This is a genomic window from Rhizobium sp. BK529 (genome assembly GCF_014194105.1).
Lineage (GTDB): Bacteria > Pseudomonadota > Alphaproteobacteria > Rhizobiales > Rhizobiaceae > Rhizobium.
In genome coordinates this window covers 1,756,484-1,773,177 of record NZ_JACIAU010000001.1, presented here as the reverse complement: position 1 = coordinate 1,773,177, position 16,694 = coordinate 1,756,484, and the positions used below count along the sequence as shown (strand labels likewise).

At 61.0% G+C, this 16,694-nt stretch carries 14 protein-coding genes; 13 read left to right on the top strand and 1 reads right to left on the bottom strand.

The window, feature by feature from the left end; genetic code table 11:
- The first annotated feature begins 36 nt into the window (after window positions 1-36).
- The 11 genes from FHX08_RS08950 to FHX08_RS08900 all read left to right on the top strand — a co-directional run bounded on the left by FHX08_RS08950 (window position 37) and on the right by FHX08_RS08900 (window position 12,568).
- Window positions 37-3,315: an SPOR domain-containing protein gene (locus FHX08_RS08950; protein WP_184327086.1), complete on the top strand. Its 3,279-nt coding sequence runs from the start codon at window positions 37-39 to the stop codon at window positions 3,313-3,315.
- A 109-nt stretch (window positions 3,316-3,424) separates the two neighbouring features.
- Window positions 3,425-4,438, top strand: a complete 1,014-nt coding sequence (nagZ, locus tag FHX08_RS08945) for a beta-N-acetylhexosaminidase (RefSeq protein WP_132651311.1) — start codon at window positions 3,425-3,427, stop codon at window positions 4,436-4,438.
- A gap of 25 nt (window positions 4,439-4,463) precedes the next feature.
- The gene (locus FHX08_RS08940; RefSeq protein ID WP_132651312.1) at window positions 4,464-5,324 is read left to right on the top strand and encodes a segregation and condensation protein A; all 861 of its coding nucleotides are present in this window, start codon (window positions 4,464-4,466) and stop codon (window positions 5,322-5,324) included.
- A 20-nt stretch (window positions 5,325-5,344) separates the two neighbouring features.
- Window positions 5,345-6,028, top strand: a complete 684-nt coding sequence (gene scpB / locus FHX08_RS08935; RefSeq protein WP_132651981.1) for an SMC-Scp complex subunit ScpB — start codon at window positions 5,345-5,347, stop codon at window positions 6,026-6,028.
- Between the two features lie 183 nt (window positions 6,029-6,211).
- Complete coding sequence (locus FHX08_RS08930) at window positions 6,212-6,403, top strand: twin-arginine translocase TatA/TatE family subunit (protein ID WP_132651313.1); 192 nt, start codon at window positions 6,212-6,214, stop codon at window positions 6,401-6,403.
- A gap of 51 nt (window positions 6,404-6,454) precedes the next feature.
- Window positions 6,455-7,081 carry a Sec-independent protein translocase protein TatB gene (gene tatB / locus FHX08_RS08925; protein ID WP_132651314.1) on the top strand — a complete coding sequence of 209 codons (627 nt, stop codon included), beginning with the start codon at window positions 6,455-6,457 and terminating at the stop codon, window positions 7,079-7,081.
- A complete protein-coding gene (tatC, locus tag FHX08_RS08920) occupies window positions 7,078-7,905 on the top strand; it encodes a twin-arginine translocase subunit TatC (protein ID WP_132651315.1) in 828 nt (275 codons plus the stop codon). Before tatB ends, tatC begins: the two co-directional genes overlap by 4 nt.
- A 94-nt stretch (window positions 7,906-7,999) precedes the next feature.
- Window positions 8,000-9,283, top strand: a complete 1,284-nt coding sequence (gene serS, locus FHX08_RS08915; RefSeq protein WP_132651316.1) for a serine--tRNA ligase — start codon at window positions 8,000-8,002, stop codon at window positions 9,281-9,283.
- 4 nt (window positions 9,284-9,287) lie between these two features.
- Window positions 9,288-10,061: a 5'/3'-nucleotidase SurE gene (surE, locus tag FHX08_RS08910; RefSeq protein ID WP_132651317.1), complete on the top strand. Its 774-nt coding sequence runs from the start codon at window positions 9,288-9,290 to the stop codon at window positions 10,059-10,061.
- Complete coding sequence (locus tag FHX08_RS08905) at window positions 10,058-10,711, top strand: protein-L-isoaspartate(D-aspartate) O-methyltransferase (RefSeq protein ID WP_132651318.1); 654 nt, start codon at window positions 10,058-10,060, stop codon at window positions 10,709-10,711. Before surE ends, FHX08_RS08905 begins: the two co-directional genes overlap by 4 nt.
- 243 nt (window positions 10,712-10,954) lie before the next feature.
- Entirely contained in the window at window positions 10,955-12,568 is a 1,614-nt protein-coding gene (locus FHX08_RS08900) for a peptidoglycan DD-metalloendopeptidase family protein (protein WP_132651319.1), read from the top strand.
- A gap of 130 nt (window positions 12,569-12,698) precedes the next feature.
- Here the strand turns inward: FHX08_RS08900 and FHX08_RS08895 are convergent, their stop codons facing one another.
- Window positions 12,699-13,571 (bottom strand): ATP-binding protein, encoded by an 873-nt coding sequence (locus FHX08_RS08895; RefSeq protein WP_132651320.1) that lies wholly within the window; start codon window positions 13,569-13,571, stop codon window positions 12,699-12,701.
- Between the two features lie 209 nt (window positions 13,572-13,780).
- Here FHX08_RS08895 and yajC point away from each other — a divergent pair, with 209 nt between their 5' ends.
- Window positions 13,781-14,128 carry a preprotein translocase subunit YajC gene (yajC, locus tag FHX08_RS08890; protein ID WP_132651321.1) on the top strand — a complete coding sequence of 116 codons (348 nt, stop codon included), beginning with the start codon at window positions 13,781-13,783 and terminating at the stop codon, window positions 14,126-14,128.
- Between the two features lie 43 nt (window positions 14,129-14,171).
- Complete coding sequence (secDF, locus tag FHX08_RS08885) at window positions 14,172-16,691, top strand: protein translocase subunit SecDF (RefSeq protein ID WP_132651322.1); 2,520 nt, start codon at window positions 14,172-14,174, stop codon at window positions 16,689-16,691.
- The last annotated feature ends 3 nt before the right edge of the window (window positions 16,692-16,694 follow it).

Genomic DNA, 16,694 nt, shown 5'->3' with positions numbered 1-16,694 from the left:
GGCACTTGGGTGTTTGCGTTTTTGAGTGGGATGGGCATGGCTGATAAACGACTTGCGTATGACACGCGTGGAAAAGACGAAATGTTTGCCGACGATGATCCGTTGGCAGAACTCGCTCGAATCGTTGGCTTTGAACCCCGCGTCGCGGCCAATACGGTAAGCGAACCCGAACGGCAGGAGCCGGCTCTTGATCTCGAGGACGAGCTTCTCCGCGAATTTGAGCGTTATGATACGCCGCGTCCCCTGGCAGCCCTCGATCACCCGGCAGATCCAGTTGCCCAGGAAGTTGATACCTACGACTATGTTGAGCCCGTCCAGGATGAGGTACCCTCGATCGGCGAGGAACTCGATCGGTCCGTCGCGACCGATTTCGAGACGCCCATCGTCGAGCCGGAGCTTCCGGAAGCAGCTGCTGCCGCCCCTGAGGTGGAGGCGCCCGAGCCGGTTGCGCCCGCTTGGGACGTGCCTGTCGCAACCGATTGGACGCCCGCCCCGTCCAAGCCTGCCGCTGTTCCAGTGGAGCCTCCGGTTACTTTCACAGCCTATGGCGGCGCCCGCGATCTGATCGAGGAGCTGGAGCTTTCCATCGGCGGTGCTCTTCCTCCCGAGCCGGTCGTTCAGCCGCCGGCGAAGGCCCCGCAGTGGTCGGCTGCCAGCATTCGATTGCCGCTTGCCAATTTCCACGCGCCGCGCCGCGAGGAGCCGGTCGTTGAGGCGCCGGTTGTTGAGCCGGCTCCGGTTGAAGCTTTCGTAGCCGAGCCGGCATTCACGGTCGAGCCCGAAGTGGTTGCGCCCGATGTCGCAGAAGAGCCTCTGCCGATCGCCGCCGCCGAAGCTGCGGATTTCGAGCCGGCTGCGGCATCCTTCGGCTTTCCGGCCGAGATCGATCGCCATGAGATGGTCCCCCTCCCGGAGCAGCCCGTCGCATCGTTCGAAGAGGTTGGAGCCTTCGAAGAGCCGGCCGAGCCGGCTAACTCCGGTTTCGATCTGATCGCGGCTGCAGCCGAAGGTGATGTTCATCCGGATGCCGCGCTCACCGAAGCACCGCCGGAGCCTGCCTTCGATGCCGACGCCTTCGATCTTGATGATCTGTTGGCAGATGTTTCTCGTTATCCGGTACCGCAGCGCGCTTCGTCACCCGTCGGGTCTGAGCCTGTCGCCACTGTACCTGAGCCTGTCGTCGCGCCGCCGGCACAGCAGTCCGCGCCGGTTCCTGCTGCTCCCGTCTTCGAATCGCCAGTGTTCGAGGCCCCCGTATTTGAAGCGCCTGTCTTTGAGGCGCCCGCTGCTCGCGCTCCGGTGCAGCCGACAGTCATTGCGCCTGTGCCGATGAGCCGCGCGACGCCGGTTCTTCGCCAGCCCGAAGCGCCGAAGCCGGTGGTTCGGGCTCCGATGGAACCGATCTCGCCGCCCATCGCACCTGCGCCTGTCGTCGCCCGCCAGCCGGAACAGGAAACTGAAGATTCCTTCGCCGGTCATGATTTCGAGCTGGATCTTGCCGGTATCGAACTGGAGCTCGCCGATCTCGACTTCTCCGAGCCGCCGGCTCCGCAGCCGGAGGCCGCGGCCGAACCCGTTCGAGTTGCGCCTGTGGTCGCAGCCCAGCCTGCGCCGCGTCCTCAGCCGGCGCCGGTTTTCGTTCCGGAGCCGCAGCCTGCTCCAGTCAGCTATGCCAAGCCGGCACCGGCAGGTGAGTCCACCGACGATCTGCCCTTCGATCCGTCGATGATCTCCGATCCGGAAGATCGTCCCGAAACGGTCGAGGACATGCATGTTCCGACGCTGCCGCCAGTGGAGCACCCGGAACCGGTCGCTAAGACCGCCGACTTCGATTTCGATCTCGATGCGGAGATTGCGAGCTTCTTCGAGCCCGCCAAACGGCAGGAGAAGACGCCACCCACTCCGGCTTGGGCGCCCCCGGCCACTCCGGCTGCTGCCGCTGTCGCCAAGCCGGCAAACTCTGTCTTTGCCGACGGCCTTGATGATTTCGAACGTGCCCTGGAAGAAGACTTTCGCCGCAGCGTGCGTGAGCCGGTCGAGCGCCGTGAAAATGTTTCCGAAGTCCATATCGAGTCCGCAAGCCAGACGGCGGATTTCAACCGTGCGCGCTCTATGCGCCGTCTCTTGGCCGCAGCCGCCTTGCTGGTCGTTTTTGCCGGCGGCGCCTACGGTGTCTATAGTTGGGTCTCCAACGGTCCCGGCTTGAGCATCGTCAGCTCCGGCGAGCCGCGCGTCATCGCCGCCGACAAGGATCCGGTGAAGGTCGTTCCCGAGAATCCGGGCGGCAAGACCGTGCCGAACCAGGATAAGGCCGTCTACGACCGGGTCGCAGGTGCTGCCGAAGAGCCGAAGCAGAAGGCACTCGTCTCCTCCGATGAGGCGCCGGTTGATGTCGTCCAGCGTACGCTGACGCCCGAAGTCTCGCCCGATGACGATGAAGGCAGTGCTGACCCGATCATGCCGACTGCCGTCGGCGAAACGCAGGATCCGCGCCTGCTGCCCGATCACAGTGCGACTGCAGATGCCTCCGCTTCCGGTGACGATGCGGCGCCGTCCGTTTCGCCCCGCAAGGTCCGTACGATGATCGTCAAGCCGGACGGCACGCTGGTCGCCCGCGAAGAGCCGGCGCCCGCCGAAAAATCCGCCCCGGCTAATGAAGTGGCATCGGCGGCCAATCCCGCCCAGCCAGCTACGACGCCATCTGCCGCGAGCTTCCCGGCAAGCACCGGCAATCAGACCGCTTCCGCAGCGCTTCCGCCTGTCGGGACGCCGCCTGTAGGCCAGCCGGCTCAGACGGCGGCAAAGGTAGCCGAAGTGAACGCCGCCAATGCGAACCAGGTCGATCCCCCGGTTCGCCCGGTGAAAACGACGCCGGTCACCGACGCAGCCTCGGCTGCGACGACCGATACCGCGCCCGTTCCGACGGCCCGCCCGGTTGATCAGCCGGTCAATGTCGTCGGCACAGTGACCGAGAATGGCAACGTTCGCCCGACGGCTCAGCAGAAGCCGACACAGGTTGCTTCCGCAACGCCGCCAGCCGCCGCTGCACAGCCGGCTCCCGCCGTAGCAGCCGGCGGGTATGGCATCCAGATCGCATCGCTGCCGTCAGAGGATGAGGCGAAGAAATCCTATGCCAGCCTGTCGAAGAAGTTCGCCGGCGTACTCAGTGGCCGCGCGTACGAAATCCGTAAGGCGGATATCGCCGGCAAGGGCACCTTCTATCGCGTCCGCATCCCGGCCGGCTCGAAGGACGAAGCTGCAGCTCTTTGCGAGCAATATCGCTCCGCCGGTGGTAGCTGCCTGATCTCCAAATAAGCACTTTGGCTTTCTTCATCAGGACGGCGGGGTTGTCTCGCCGTTCTTTTTTTGTGGGGCCGCGCTTGACCTCGCTCGCATTTCGCCGAATGGCCCTTATGATTCGGGTATGACCGAATCAAAAGCAATGATCCTTGGCTGCAGCGGCCTCAAGCTGACCGAAGAAGAAAAGGCCTTTTACCGGGCCGAGCGGCCGTGGGGCTTCATCCTCTTCGGACGAAACATTTCCGAAGCACGACAGATCAGCGATCTCGTTGCCGAATTGCGCGACTGCGTCGGCTGGCACGCTCCCGTGCTGATCGATCAGGAGGGGGGGCGCGTCCAACGCATCCGTCCGCCGATCCTGCAGCACTATCCGCCTGGGCAGGCGCTTGGCGATCTCTATCGCCGCGACCGGGCTCTTGGCTTGCGCGCCGCATGGCTGATGTCGCGCCTGCATGCCTTCGATCTCCAGAGGTTCGGCATCAATATCGATTGTCTGCCGGTGCTCGATGTGCCGGTTGAGGGCAGCAGCAATGTCATCGGTAACAGGGCCTACGGCGGCGATCCGGCGACCGTTACGGAGATGGGCAGGTCGGCCGCCGAAGGGCTGAAAGCCGGCGGCCTGCTGCCGGTCATGAAGCACATGCCGGGCCACGGACGCGGCTTTGCGGATTCGCATCTTGAACTGCCCGTCGTCACGGTCTCTCGTGAAGAACTGGAAGCCCATGACTTCCCGCCCTTCATCGCGATGAAAGATGAGTTGATGGCAATGACCTGCCATGTCGTCTTCACGGCGATCGACCCGGACAACCCGGCAACAACCTCTCGCAAGGTGATTGATCAGGTAATCCGCGGCGAAATCGGCTTCAAGGGATTGTTGCTCTCTGACGATACTTCGATGAATGCGCTTTCGGGCACGATCGGCGAACGTGCGGCGAATATCATTGCGGGCGGGTGCGATATCGTGCTGCACTGCAATGGTGATATGGACGAGATGCGTCAGGTCGTGGCAAATGTGCCGCAGCTGGCAGGTCTTGCCCGCGAGCGTGCGCAGGCGGTCGAGGAAGGGTTCCCCACACCGGATGCAACCGACGAGGCGACGATAAGGGCAGAATTCGACGCCATGTTTGCGTCAGCTTGAGCAGAGGCCGGAGAGGCAGGGTAAGGTGAACACGATCAAGGGCACGGAGCGGTCTCAGGCGGCGTCAACGCCGATGGACAAACTGTGGCAGGAGAACGGTTCAGAGCGCGCCAGCCATGAGCCGGCGCTGGTGATCGACGTCGCTGGGTTCGAAGGTCCGCTCGACCTGCTGCTTTATCTGGCCCGCAACCAGAAGGTCGATCTATCGCGCATTTCGGTTCTGGCCCTTGCCGAACAATATCTGCAGTTCATCGAAAGCGCGAGGCGTATCCGCATCGAGCTTGCCGCCGACTATCTCGTCATGGCAGCTTGGCTTGCCTACCTGAAATCGCGGCTGCTGATCCCGCAGCAGGTCAAGGATGACGGCCCCTCGGGCGAGGAAATGGCCGCAACGCTTGCCTTCCGTCTGAAGCGGCTGGAGGCGATGCGTCAGGTGGCCGACGGTCTCGTCAATCGCAACCGGCTCGGCCGCGATATCTTCGCCCGTGGCGCACCCGAGCATATTCCGGACCGCCAGCAATCCGCCTATGACGCCAATCTCTACGATCTGTTGAGCGCCTATGCGGCCTTGCGTCAGCGCCATGCGATCACCCAGGTAACGATCGAGCGGCGCAATGTCTGGTCGCTCACCGATGCTCGCGAACTGCTGACCCAGATGATAGGCGATATCGTCGACTGGACGGCGCTTGAACAATATCTGCTGCGCTATCTCGCAAGTCCCGCCGAGCGCGTCACCGCCGTCGCCAGCGCCTTCGCCGCCTCACTGGAACTCGTGCGCGAAGGCAAGCTCGAAATACGTCAGGACGGCGCCTTCGAGCCGATCTATATGCGCCGAGGGGCGAAACATGCCACCCTGCGGGTGGTTGAACAGGAGCAGTCGGATTGATCGACGCGGAAGATGATGAGATGGAAGGCGAGGGCTCTGCCCGCGATCTGCAGGCAGAAATAGAGGCTGAACGCATAGCCGAGGCGCTGGTTTTCGCTTCCGCCCAGCCGGTATCCGAAGGTTTCATCACCGAGCGCTTGCCAAAAGGATTCAACGCGCATGAGATCATGCTGCGCCTGAAGGAGCAGTATGCTCCCCGTGGCGTCAATCTCGTACAGGTTGACAATGCATGGGCTTTCCGTACCGCCGCCGATCTCTCCTTCGTCATTCGTCGTGACGAGAACGAGGTGAAGAAGCTCTCGCGTGCTGCGCTGGAAGTGCTTGCCATAATCGCCTATCACCAGCCGGTGACGCGCGCCGAGATCGAGGATATCAGAGGCGTTCAGACCTCCCGCGGTACGCTTGATGTGCTGATGGAGGCGGGCTGGGTGCGTTTTCGTGGCCGCCGCCGCACGCCCGGCCGTCCGGTCACGCTTGGCACCACGCGAGATTTTCTCGACCATTTCGGCCTGGAGGAATTGCGCGACTTGCCGGGCCTGGAAGAGCTGAAAGGCGCCGGCCTGCTGTCCGGCCGCATCCCCGCCAATTTCAACATTCCTTCGCCGCTCATGAACGATGAACTGACTGAGGACGAGGATCCGATCACACAGATGGATCTCGAGGAACTCGGGCTGCTTGCGCCCGGCGGCGCCTCAGAGGAATAGCGAAGGTTGGTCTTGCTTTTGCCACGCCCGCGCAAAACAATGTCGATCACGACTTTTCGATAGACGAATGGCTTGTCACAAAGGCCGATACCGTGACATTAAGCTCAATCCAGAAGGATTGATGTTGGAAACCGGATCGGAAATTCTTACATCGAGGGAACACCGCAACAGGGAGTATGCGTAATGGGTTCTTTTAGCATGTGGCACTGGTTGATCGTTCTGGTCATCGTGCTGTTGTTGTTTGGTCGCGGCAAGATTCCGGAATTGATGGGCGACGTTGCCAAGGGCATCAAGAGCTTCAAGAAGGGCATGAACGACGAAGACGCGCCGGAAACCGCAAAGACCGTCGATCACAAGGCCGACGAAACGAAATAACCACGTACGGGAAAGGGCGCAGCCCCCGCGCCGCCCGTTCAGGAGCCTTGCATGTTCGATATTGGCTGGACCGAACTCTTGGTTATCGCGGTCGTACTGATCGTGGTCGTCGGTCCGAAGGATCTGCCGCCGATGCTGCGCGCTTTTGGCAAGATGACGGCCCGTGCCCGCAAGGTCGCGGGTGAATTTCGTGCCCAGTTCGACGAAGCGCTGCGCGAAGCCGAGCTTGACGATGTGCGCCGCACGATTAGCGACGCCCAGAAACTCAATCCGGTCAATAGCCTGCGCGAGGCGATGAACCCGCTGCGCCAGATGGGCAACGAGATCAAGGCCGACCTGCAGAACGCGACGAGGGTCGACACGCCGGCAGAGCAGGGTGCTGAGAACAAGACGGAAATGCCACTCTCAGACGTCTCTGCGCCGGCGCCGTCCCTGAGCCTGCCCGAAACGCCGCCGGTCGTCCCAGCACCGCAGCCGGTCGCTGCTGCGGCCGCGGCACCGGTCGCCGTGGTTGAAAAGCCGAAGGCGGTACGCAAGCCGCGCGTGAAGGCGGCAGACAAGGCCGATGCGGCTGCGTCGGCCGCAGCACCCGTCGAGAAGCCGAAGCGTGTCGCGGCAACCAAGAAGCCGACGGAAGTCAAAAAGCCGGCCGCCAAAAAGAAGAAGGATGAGGCATGAGCGGTGATATCGAAGACAAGCCGCAGCCGTTGATCGAACACCTGATGGAGCTGCGCACGCGGCTCATCTGGTCGATTGCTGCATTCTTCATCGCCTTCATCGTGTGCTTCATTTTCGCCAAGCACATCTTCAACTACCTCGTCTATCCCTACAAGCTAGCCGTCAGCTGGGCTCATCTCGATGTCGAGAAGGCGCAGCTTATCTATACCGCGCCGCAGGAGTTCTTCTTCACGCAGGTCAAGGTCGCCATGTTCGGCGGCCTCGTGATCGCTTTCCCGATCATCGCCGCGCAGATCTACAAATTTGTGGCTCCCGGCCTCTACAAGAACGAACGTCAGGCCTTCCTGCCGTTCCTGATCGCTTCGCCGATCCTGTTCCTCATGGGTGGCGCGCTGGTTTATTTCTTCTTCACACCGATGGTCATGTGGTTCTTCCTGTCGATGCAGCAGGCGCCGGGCCACGATGAAGTGGCGATCTCGCTTCTGCCGAAGGTTTCGGAATACCTGAGCCTCATCATGACGCTGGTCTTCTCCTTCGGCCTCGTCTTCCAGTTGCCGGTCATCACCACGCTTCTGGCTCGTGTCGGCCTTCTGACGTCGCAGTGGCTCGCCGAAAAGCGCAAATTCGCGATCGTGCTCGCTTTCGTGGTGGCGGCTGTCCTGACGCCGCCCGACCCGATGTCCCAGATCGGTCTTGCGCTGCCGACGATCCTTCTCTACGAGATTTCCATCTACGCGGCACGACTCGTGGAGCGTCAGCGTTCACAGCAGGCGCTTGAAGAGGCCAGCGAATCCTCTGATGTCGCCAAGACGGACAGCGTCTGAGCGGTTCGCGATCCTTTCTTGAGTTCTGCCGTTTCCCATCCGGTCGGGGTTTTCTCCGACCGGTTCATGTCTGTTGAAACGATCTGGAACGACGATGCTCGATATCAAATGGATCCGTGAGAATCCCGAGGCTCTCGATGCCGCTCTTGCCAAGCGCGGCGCGCAACCTCTGTCGCAATCTCTCATCGCCCTTGACGAGAAGCGCCGCTCCGCCGTGCAGAAGGCCCAGGACCTGCTTTCCCGCCGCAACGCCGCCTCCAAGGAGATCGGTGCTGCCATGGCGCAGAAGAATACCGAGCTTGCCGACAAGCTGAAGGCCGAGGTCGCCGAGATCAAGGAAACGCTGCCGGCTGCCGAAGAGGAAGAGCGTGCGCTTTCGGCCGAACTCAATGACCAGCTCTCGCGCATTCCGAATATCCCGCTTGACGACGTGCCTGTTGGCAAGGATGAGCACGACAATGTCGTCACCCGCATCGTCGGCGAAAAGCCGCGCTGGAACCATACGCCGAAGGAGCATTTCGAGATCGGCGAAGCCCTTGGCTATATGGATTTCGAACGTGCCGCCAAGCTTTCCGGTTCGCGCTTCACGGTCCTGACCAGCCAATTAGCCAAGCTTGAACGTGCGCTCGGTCAGTTCATGATCGATTTGCACACGACCGAACACGGCTATACCGAAGTATCCTCGCCGCTGATGGTCCGTGACGAAGCCGTCTATGGCACGGCTCAGCTGCCGAAATTCGCAGAAGACCTATTCCGCACCACCGATGGCCGCTGGCTGATCCCGACGGCGGAAGTGACGCTCACCAACCTGGTGCGCGAGGAAATCCTCGACCAGGAAAAACTGCCATTGCGGTTTACCGCGCTCACTCCCTCCTTCCGTTCGGAGGCGGGTTCGGCCGGCCGCGATACCCGCGGTATGCTGCGCCAGCACCAATTCTGGAAGTGCGAACTCGTTTCGATCACCGATGCCGAGAGCTCGATTGCCGAGCACGAGCGCATGACTGCCTGCGCTGAAGAAGTGCTGAAGCGCCTCGGCCTGCATTTCCGCACCATGACGCTCTGCACCGGCGATATGGGCTTCGGCTCGCGTAAGACCTACGACCTCGAAGTCTGGCTGCCCGGACAGAACACCTTCCGGGAGATCTCGTCTTGCTCTGTCTGCGGCGATTTCCAGGCACGGCGCATGAATGCCCGCTATCGTGGCAAGGACGACAAGGCGACGAAGTTCGTTCATACGCTGAACGGCTCCGGCACGGCGGTCGGCCGCTGCCTGATCGCAGTTCTCGAAAATTATCTGAACGAGGATGGCTCGGTCACGATTCCGGACGTTTTGCTGCCCTACATGGGCGGCCTGACGAAGATCGAACGGGCGGCCTGAAGCAATGCGCATCCTGCTGACGAATGACGATGGTATCCATGCCGAAGGCTTGGGTGTGCTGGAACGGATCGCAGGGGCGCTGTCGGACGATGTATGGATCGTCGCTCCCGAAACCGACCAGAGCGGCCTTGCTCATTCGCTCAGCCTTTCGGAGCCGCTCAGGCTCCGAAAGATTTCGGACAAGCATTATGCGTTGCGCGGCACACCGACCGATTGCGTCATCATGGGCATCAAGCAGGTGCTCGATATCAAGCCGGATCTCGTATTGTCGGGGGTCAATTCCGGCTCCAATGTCGCCGACGATGTGACCTATTCCGGCACGATTGCCGGTGCCATCGAGGGCACGATGCAGGGCGTGCGCTCCTTTGCGCTGAGCCAGGCCTACATCTATGATAACGGCACCCGCATCCTGCCCTGGGATGTGTGCGAGGCGCATGCCCCGGCGCTGCTCGAAAAGCTGCTGACGGTCGATCAGCCGGAGGGCACCTTCCTGAACCTCAACTTCCCGAACTGTCGTCCTGACGAAGTCGAGGGCGTTGAAGTGACCGCGCAGGGCAAGCTTGCCTTCAACCTGCAGGTTGATGCACGCACCGATGGCCGCGGATTTCCCTATTACTGGCTGAAATTCGGTGAACGCGCCGGTGCCTTTACCGAAGGAAGCGATATTCACGCTCTCAAGCATAAGAAGATTTCGGTAACACCTTTGAAACTGGATCTGACCGATTATTCCGTGATGGACCGCGTGGCGCGGGCCCTCGGACACGGAGGAAAGGGTTGACGGCAAAACTGGCCGAGAAGGAAGGCTTCGCAGCGCTCGTCTTGAGATTGCGCGCGGAAGGTATTTCCGACATTGATTTGCTGACGGCTGTCGAGCAGACGCCGCGCTCGCTCTTCGTGCCGCCGCAATTCGTCGAAAACGCCTATTCCAGCCGCACGATTCCCATCGAGTGCGGTTCCTTTCTCGAAGGTGTCGATTTCGCTGTCCGTCTTCTGCACCATCTGAAGGTTCGCCCCGGCCAGCGCGTCCTCGAAATCGGCACTGGGAGCGGCTTCACCGCGGCTATCATCGGTCGTATTGCGGAACGCGTGCTGACGGTCGATCGCTACAAGACACTGACGCTCTCGGCTCAGCGTCGCATGGAAGCCCTCAGCCTGCGTAGCGTCATCATCCGTCAGGCCGACGGCAGCAACGGTATGCAAGGCGAGGGCACTTTCGACCGCATCCTGGTCACGGCTGCCTTCAATTCCATGCCGCGCTTTTATGCCGATCAGCTTGTATCCGGCGGCTCCATGATTGCGCCGCTGATGATCTCCGAGAATGAATGCCGCATGGTGCGACTGACGAAGACCGGCAGCCGCTTTGAGCGGGAAGAGCTCTTCGATGCTCCCTATCTGCCGATCGTTCCCCGCCTCGCGTCGCAGCTTTAAGCACGCCGCCCAAAGGTGCAGCGATTTTGCGGTCAAACAAAGAAAGCGCAAGCGAATCCGAAGGATCGCGACATGCCTTAGACCTGCCGTCCGCAAAGCCCGGCAGGTTATAAGTTTTCGCCCGCAAACTTATGGTTATCAAGTTCTCAAAAATATAGCACTGATTCCAGCGCCTTAACCGCATGGTAACACTAACGCGCTTTAATAGATTCACAAATGGTTGCGTTCTAAGTGGGTCGAGTCATGCGTTTCAGTCTTTCGCCGAAGTTCGGGAAGTCGGCCGGTAATTTTCTGGTCGTCGCCTTGCTGGCGAGTGCAGCAACGGGCTGCAGCTCCGATGTCACACGTTTCGGCAGTCTGTTTTCCTCCTCCGGGCAGGATCAGATCACGACGAATTCGATCCCGCACAGGAGCTTCAACGGGCCGCAGGGCGATCCTGTGCCGCGCGCCGATCTTGGCGGCTCGGCCATGCAGCCCGCCTATGCTCAGAATAATGCGATAAATCAGCCTTATCAGGGGCGCCCGAGCTACAATCCGATCGCTACCCCAGGCTCCAGTGCACGCATGGCATCCGCGCCGATTTCCGTTCAGCGCACCGAACTTGCGCCGCCGAGCGCTGGACCTGTTTCTCCGCGGCAGCGGGAACGGGAGGTCGCTCTCGCCCAGCCCTTCCCCGCCGCGCCGAAGCCCGACCGTATTGCTCCGGCAGGCGCGAATGCGCCGAGAATTACTCCCGATACATTGACAACAGGCACGACGCCGAAGGTTTCCGGCTGGTCGGCAACCAATGCACCCTCGGTCACGCTGCGTCCGGGTGAAAACATCGCTGTCCTCTCCCGCCGTTATGGCGTCCCGGAAAAAGAAATCCTGCGCGTCAACAATCTGAAGACGGCTTCCGCCGCCCAGCCCGGCCAGGCGATCCTCATTCCGACCTTCAATGGCGGTAACAATCCCGCCAAGGCCTCGTCCCAGTCCGCCGATCTTTCCAAGCCCGGCAACTTGCCGCAGCCGACGAAGGGCCAGGAGCAGAAGGTTGCTGTTATTCCCGGCGCCAACTCTGCCCGCGACAAGACTGTCGCAAGTGCTGACCCGACAGGGAAAGCTCCTCCGGCAGGCGGCAAGAACCCGAATGGCGCTGTCGGCACCTATACCGTCAAGCAGGGTGACTCGCTTGCCAAGATCGCCAAGGCGACGGGCGCCAACATCGACGATATCAAGACGGCCAACAATCTGTCGGCAAGCTCGATCCGCATCGGCCAGGAACTGAAGATCCCGAACGGCCAGGGGTCTGCAGACACGATCAAGACCGCCTCTATCCCGGCACAGAAGGTCGAGCAGGCGAAGCCTGACCAACCGGCTGCCGCTCCGGTCCAGACGGCTTCCGTACAGCCGGCGCCCTATAAGGCTCCCGCCGCCACACAGACGGTCGATGACGTCGAGAAGAAGTCCGATGTCAGCGCAGCCGCTCCGGAAGCCACCGGTATCGGCAAGTATCGCTGGCCGGTTCGCGGCCAGGTGATCGCCGCCTACGGTGCCAACGTCAACGGCAGCCGCAACGACGGTATCGACATCTCGGTTCCGCAGGGCACGCCGATCAAGGCCGCCGAAAACGGCGTCGTCATCTATGCCGGCAACGGCCTGAAGGAACTCGGCAATACGGTTCTCGTCCGCCACGACGACGGCACCGTCACCGTCTACGGCAATGCCGACACGCTGAGCGTCGCCCGCGGCCAGAAGATCCAACGCGGCCAGACCGTCGCCGTGTCGGGCATGAGCGGCAACGTCAAGCAGCCACAGGTCCACTTCGAGGTCCGCAAGGATGCGTCTCCGGTCAACCCCATGACATTCCTCGAGTAGGGATTTTTCTTGAATAGCTGACATTTCCTGAGCAGGTAGAGCGTCTCAGGAAAGTGCAAAAGCCCGGTCATCAGCCGGGCTTTTGTCGTTTCGACGCAAATCGCGCACGGTTTGCCGCTCAGAGGGATGTTCAGGCGCGATCGAGATGAATGCGCAGACGACCGGCCAGATCCTGGATATATTGCCAGGCGACACGGCCGGAGCGGGCGCCTCGGGTCGTCGCCCATTCCAGCGCCTCGGCATGCATCTTTTCGCGCTCGAGGTCGAGCTTGAAATGCTCGGCATAACCGTCGACCATCGTCAGATAATCCTCTTGGCTGCACTTGTGGAAGCCGAGCCATAGCCCGAAGCGATCGGAGAGCGAGACCTTTTCCTCGACGGCTTCGGACGGATTGATCGCCGTCGACTGCTCGTTCTCCATCATGTGACGCGGCAGCAGGTGGCGCCGGTTGGAGGTGGCATAGAACAGCACATTGTCCGGACGGCCTTCGACACCGCCGTCGAGCGCCGCCTTGAGTGATTTATAGGCAGTATCATCGTGGTCGAAGGAGAGGTCGTCACAGAAGACGATGACCCGGTGGGGCGTGTCCTTGAGCAGGTCGAGAAGCGTCGGCAGGCTGGCAATATCCTCGCGATGCACTTCGACGAGCTTCAGCGACACGCCGCTCTCACGGCGTACGTCTTCGTGCACGGCCTTGACGAGAGAGGACTTGCCCATGCCGCGCGCGCCCCAGAGCAGGACGTTGTTGGCCGCGTAGCCCTCGGCAAAACGCACCGTATTTTCATGCAGAATGTCGCGCACATGATCGACGCCGCGAATGAGCTTCAGCGCCACGCGATTGGGGCGCTTGACGGGCTGCAGATGCTGGCGGGCAGGGGACCAGACGAAGCAGTCAGCGGCGTTCCAATCGTTGGCCGCAGGTGCGGGTCCGGCCAGCCGTTCGACTGCATCCGCAAGCCTCCTCAGCTCCTCAAACAGAAGACTATTGATTTCCTCGGCCATCGGGTGCCTCCTTCATAAATTGCAGCGATAATCCGCTTTCGTTTTTTTGATGCCGGGTAGCATGGCCTTTCCACAGCGGAAAGGTTATGAGGCAGCGGAATTGGTACGGTTTCCGGCTGTTTTTGTTGCATTCATCAGGGCTGCAACTATATTCCGGCGACTTGAAAAGAGAGGCGGGGTTCCGCCGCCCACAGCCTGAGGAGCTTAGCATGTTTATCACCCCGGCATTTGCCCAGAGCGCAACTGACGCCACGAGCGCTTTCGGCGGCTCAGGCTTTGAAATGATCATCCTTTTCGTGCCGCTCATGGTGGTCTGGTATTTCCTGCTCATCCGCCCGCAGCGTGCGCAGGCCAAGAGGCGTGAGGAAACCTTGAAGGCGATCCGCCGCGGCGACCAGATCGTCACCGGCGGTGGCCTCGTCGGCAAGGTCACGAAGGTCGTCGACGAAAAGGAAGTGGAAGTCGAAATCGCTGAAGGCGTGCGCGTGCGCATCGTTCGTACCGGCATTTCCGAAGTCCGCGTGAAGGGCGAGCCTGTGAAGGCTGACGCTGCGTAATATGCGATAGCAATCCCCGCCGGATCGGAAGATAGTCGAGAGAATGCACCATTTTTCGCGCTTGAAAACACTTCTGATCTGGCTGATCGCGATTGCCGCTATCGTCGTTGCTGCGCCGAATCTTCTGAGCCCGGCGCAGCCTTCCTCTTTGCCGGCCTGGCTCCGGCACGACCGCGTTACTCTCGGTCTCGATCTGCAGGGCGGTTCTCGTGTCGTACTGCGCCTCGAACGCTCGGACATTATCAGGAACCGACTGGAGGCAACGGTTGCCAGCGTTCGCGACAAGCTCCGTGGCGCCGACATCCGCTATACGGGTCTCACCGGAACCGCGCAGACAGTAACGGTCAAGGTCACCGATACGGCCCAGCTTCAGACTGCAGCCGATCTCCTGAAACCGCTGGCATCGGCAAATATCTTGCTGCAGCAGAGCAATGACGGCCAGTTGACGCTGCAGATCTCTGATAAGGCGATCGATGCCGATACCGCCGCAGCGCAGACCCGCTCGCTCGATATTGTCGGCCGCCGCATTGCCGGTTTCGGCAAGGAGAATTTCACCGTTCTTCCTGATGGGAACGATCGTGTTGCGGTGCAGGTGTTGGGCTCGGTCGATGCCGAACGGCTGAAAAACCTGCTGAATGAACCGGCTTCACTTTCCTTCCATCTGATCGATGAAAGCATGAGCGGCCAGCAGGCGCTTGCCGGTCGCTGGCCTGCGACATCGCAGGTGCTCTATTCGCTGGACGATCCGCCGGTCCCCTATCTCGTCGATCGCACGGTGATAGCGACAGGCGCCGATTTTGTCGAAGTCGATACGAAGACCGACCCGCAGACCCAGGACAGCGCAATCGTCTATCGTCTGAATGCCGAGGCGACGAAGCGTCTGGCGCAGGCAACGTCCGCCAATGTCGGAAAACACCTCGCCATCGTCTTCGATGATCAGGTCATGGCAAATCCGGTCATCGAGGCGCCGATTACAGACGGAGGCGGTGAGATATCGGCCAATTTCTCCGAGGAGGGCGTTCAGGACCTGGCCGTGATGCTTCGCGCCGGCGCGCTGCCGGCAACATTGACCTCAGTGGAAGAGCGTACCGTCAGCCCGGTCTTCGGCTCGGAATCTGTTGTCTCCGGCCTGATTGCCGGCATTGTCGCTGTCGTGCTGGTCGCGGCGCTGATGATTGCGCTCTACCGCATGCTCGGCATCATTGCTGTCGTGTCGCTCGCCTTCAATCTGGTGTTGATCGTCGCGGTGCTGAGTGTTGCCGGTGCAATACTGACTCTTCCGGGCATTGCCGGCCTTGTGCTGATTGTCGGCATGGCGGTGGATTCCAACGTTCTGATCTACGAACGCATCCGCGAAGAGGAGAGGGCGCCGCATACGACCTTTGCCCAGGCCGTTGAAAGAGGCTTCTCGCGCGCGTTCCATACCATCGTCGATGCCAATGTCACGATCTTCATTGCCGCCGTCATTTTGTTTTTCGTCGGCAGCGAATCTATCCGTGGTTTCGCCGTGACCCTGGCCGTCGGCATTCTCACGACGATCCTGACAGCCTTCACGCTGACGCGCGGCTTTGTGGCCGCATGGCTGGCGCAGCGCCATCCGCGCCACCTGCCGAAGAGCGCGCTCACCAGCCTGTTCGAACACGCCCATATTCGTTTCATGGGCATTCGCCGCTATGTCTTCACAGCATCGGCTGTGCTTTGCATCGCCGCTATGCTCGCCTTTGCGACGGTCGGACTGCAACTCGGTATCGACTTCACCGGCGGTTCGCTGATTGAGGTCAAGGCGAAGCAGGGCAACGCTGACATTGCTGATCTGAGTGCCCGCCTAAACGAGTTGAACCTTGGCGAAGTGCGCGTCGAGCGCACGGGCGATGCGACCAGTGCTCTGATCCGTGTCGGCTCGCAGGAAGGCGGAGAAAATGCCGAGCAATCGGTCGCGACCTTCATCCGTGGCGAGCTCGCCGAGGATTACGATTTCCGCCGCGTCGAAGTCGTCGGGCCGGCTGTTTCCGGCGAGCTGACGATGCTGGCAACGATTGGTATCCTCGCCTCGCTGTTTGCTATCCTGATCTATATCTGGATCCGCTTCGAATGGCAGTTTGCGATCGGCGCGATTGTCGCCACGCTGCACGATGTCATCATCATGCTCGGTCTCTTCGTGATAACAGGCATGGAATTCAATCTGACGAGTGTCGCAGCCCTTCTGACCGTCGTCGGCTACTCGCTGAATGATACCGTCGTCGTCTATGATCGCATGCGCGAAAACCTGAAGCGCTATAGGAAGATGCCGTTGCCGATCCTGATCGATGCGGCGATTAACCAGACGCTCTCACGCACCATTCTGACGGCCGCCACGACGCTGCTTGCGCTGCTTGCGCTCTATATCTTCGGCGGCGCTGTCATCCGCTCGTTCACATTCACCATGCTCTTCGGCGTTGCGCTCGGAACATTCTCCTCCATCTATATAGCAGCGCCCGTCCTCATCATCTTCCGGCTTCGTCGGAACATGAACGATGAGGATGAGGGCGATGTCAGCATGAAATCCGGCAAGCCGGCGGTATAGGCA

Excerpts from the sequence above, each read along its gene's own strand:
- FHX08_RS08895 (WP_132651320.1), bottom strand. The coding sequence starts at position 13,571 with ATGGCCGAGGAAATCAATAGTCTTCTGTTTGAGGAGCTGAGGAGGCTT.
- tatC (WP_132651315.1), top strand. The coding sequence starts at position 7,078 with ATGAGCGGTGATATCGAAGACAAGCCGCAGCCGTTGATCGAACACCTG.
- secDF (WP_132651322.1), top strand. The coding sequence starts at position 14,172 with ATGCACCATTTTTCGCGCTTGAAAACACTTCTGATCTGGCTGATCGCG.
- serS (WP_132651316.1), top strand. The coding sequence starts at position 8,000 with ATGCTCGATATCAAATGGATCCGTGAGAATCCCGAGGCTCTCGATGCC.
- FHX08_RS08900 (WP_132651319.1), top strand. The coding sequence starts at position 10,955 with ATGCGTTTCAGTCTTTCGCCGAAGTTCGGGAAGTCGGCCGGTAATTTT.
- surE (WP_132651317.1), top strand. The coding sequence starts at position 9,288 with ATGCGCATCCTGCTGACGAATGACGATGGTATCCATGCCGAAGGCTTG.
- FHX08_RS08930 (WP_132651313.1), top strand. The coding sequence starts at position 6,212 with ATGGGTTCTTTTAGCATGTGGCACTGGTTGATCGTTCTGGTCATCGTG.
- scpB (WP_132651981.1), top strand. The coding sequence starts at position 5,345 with ATGGAAGGCGAGGGCTCTGCCCGCGATCTGCAGGCAGAAATAGAGGCT.
- nagZ (WP_132651311.1), top strand. The coding sequence starts at position 3,425 with ATGACCGAATCAAAAGCAATGATCCTTGGCTGCAGCGGCCTCAAGCTG.
- yajC (WP_132651321.1), top strand. The coding sequence starts at position 13,781 with ATGTTTATCACCCCGGCATTTGCCCAGAGCGCAACTGACGCCACGAGC.
- tatB (WP_132651314.1), top strand. The coding sequence starts at position 6,455 with ATGTTCGATATTGGCTGGACCGAACTCTTGGTTATCGCGGTCGTACTG.
- FHX08_RS08950 (WP_184327086.1), top strand. The coding sequence starts at position 37 with ATGGCTGATAAACGACTTGCGTATGACACGCGTGGAAAAGACGAAATG.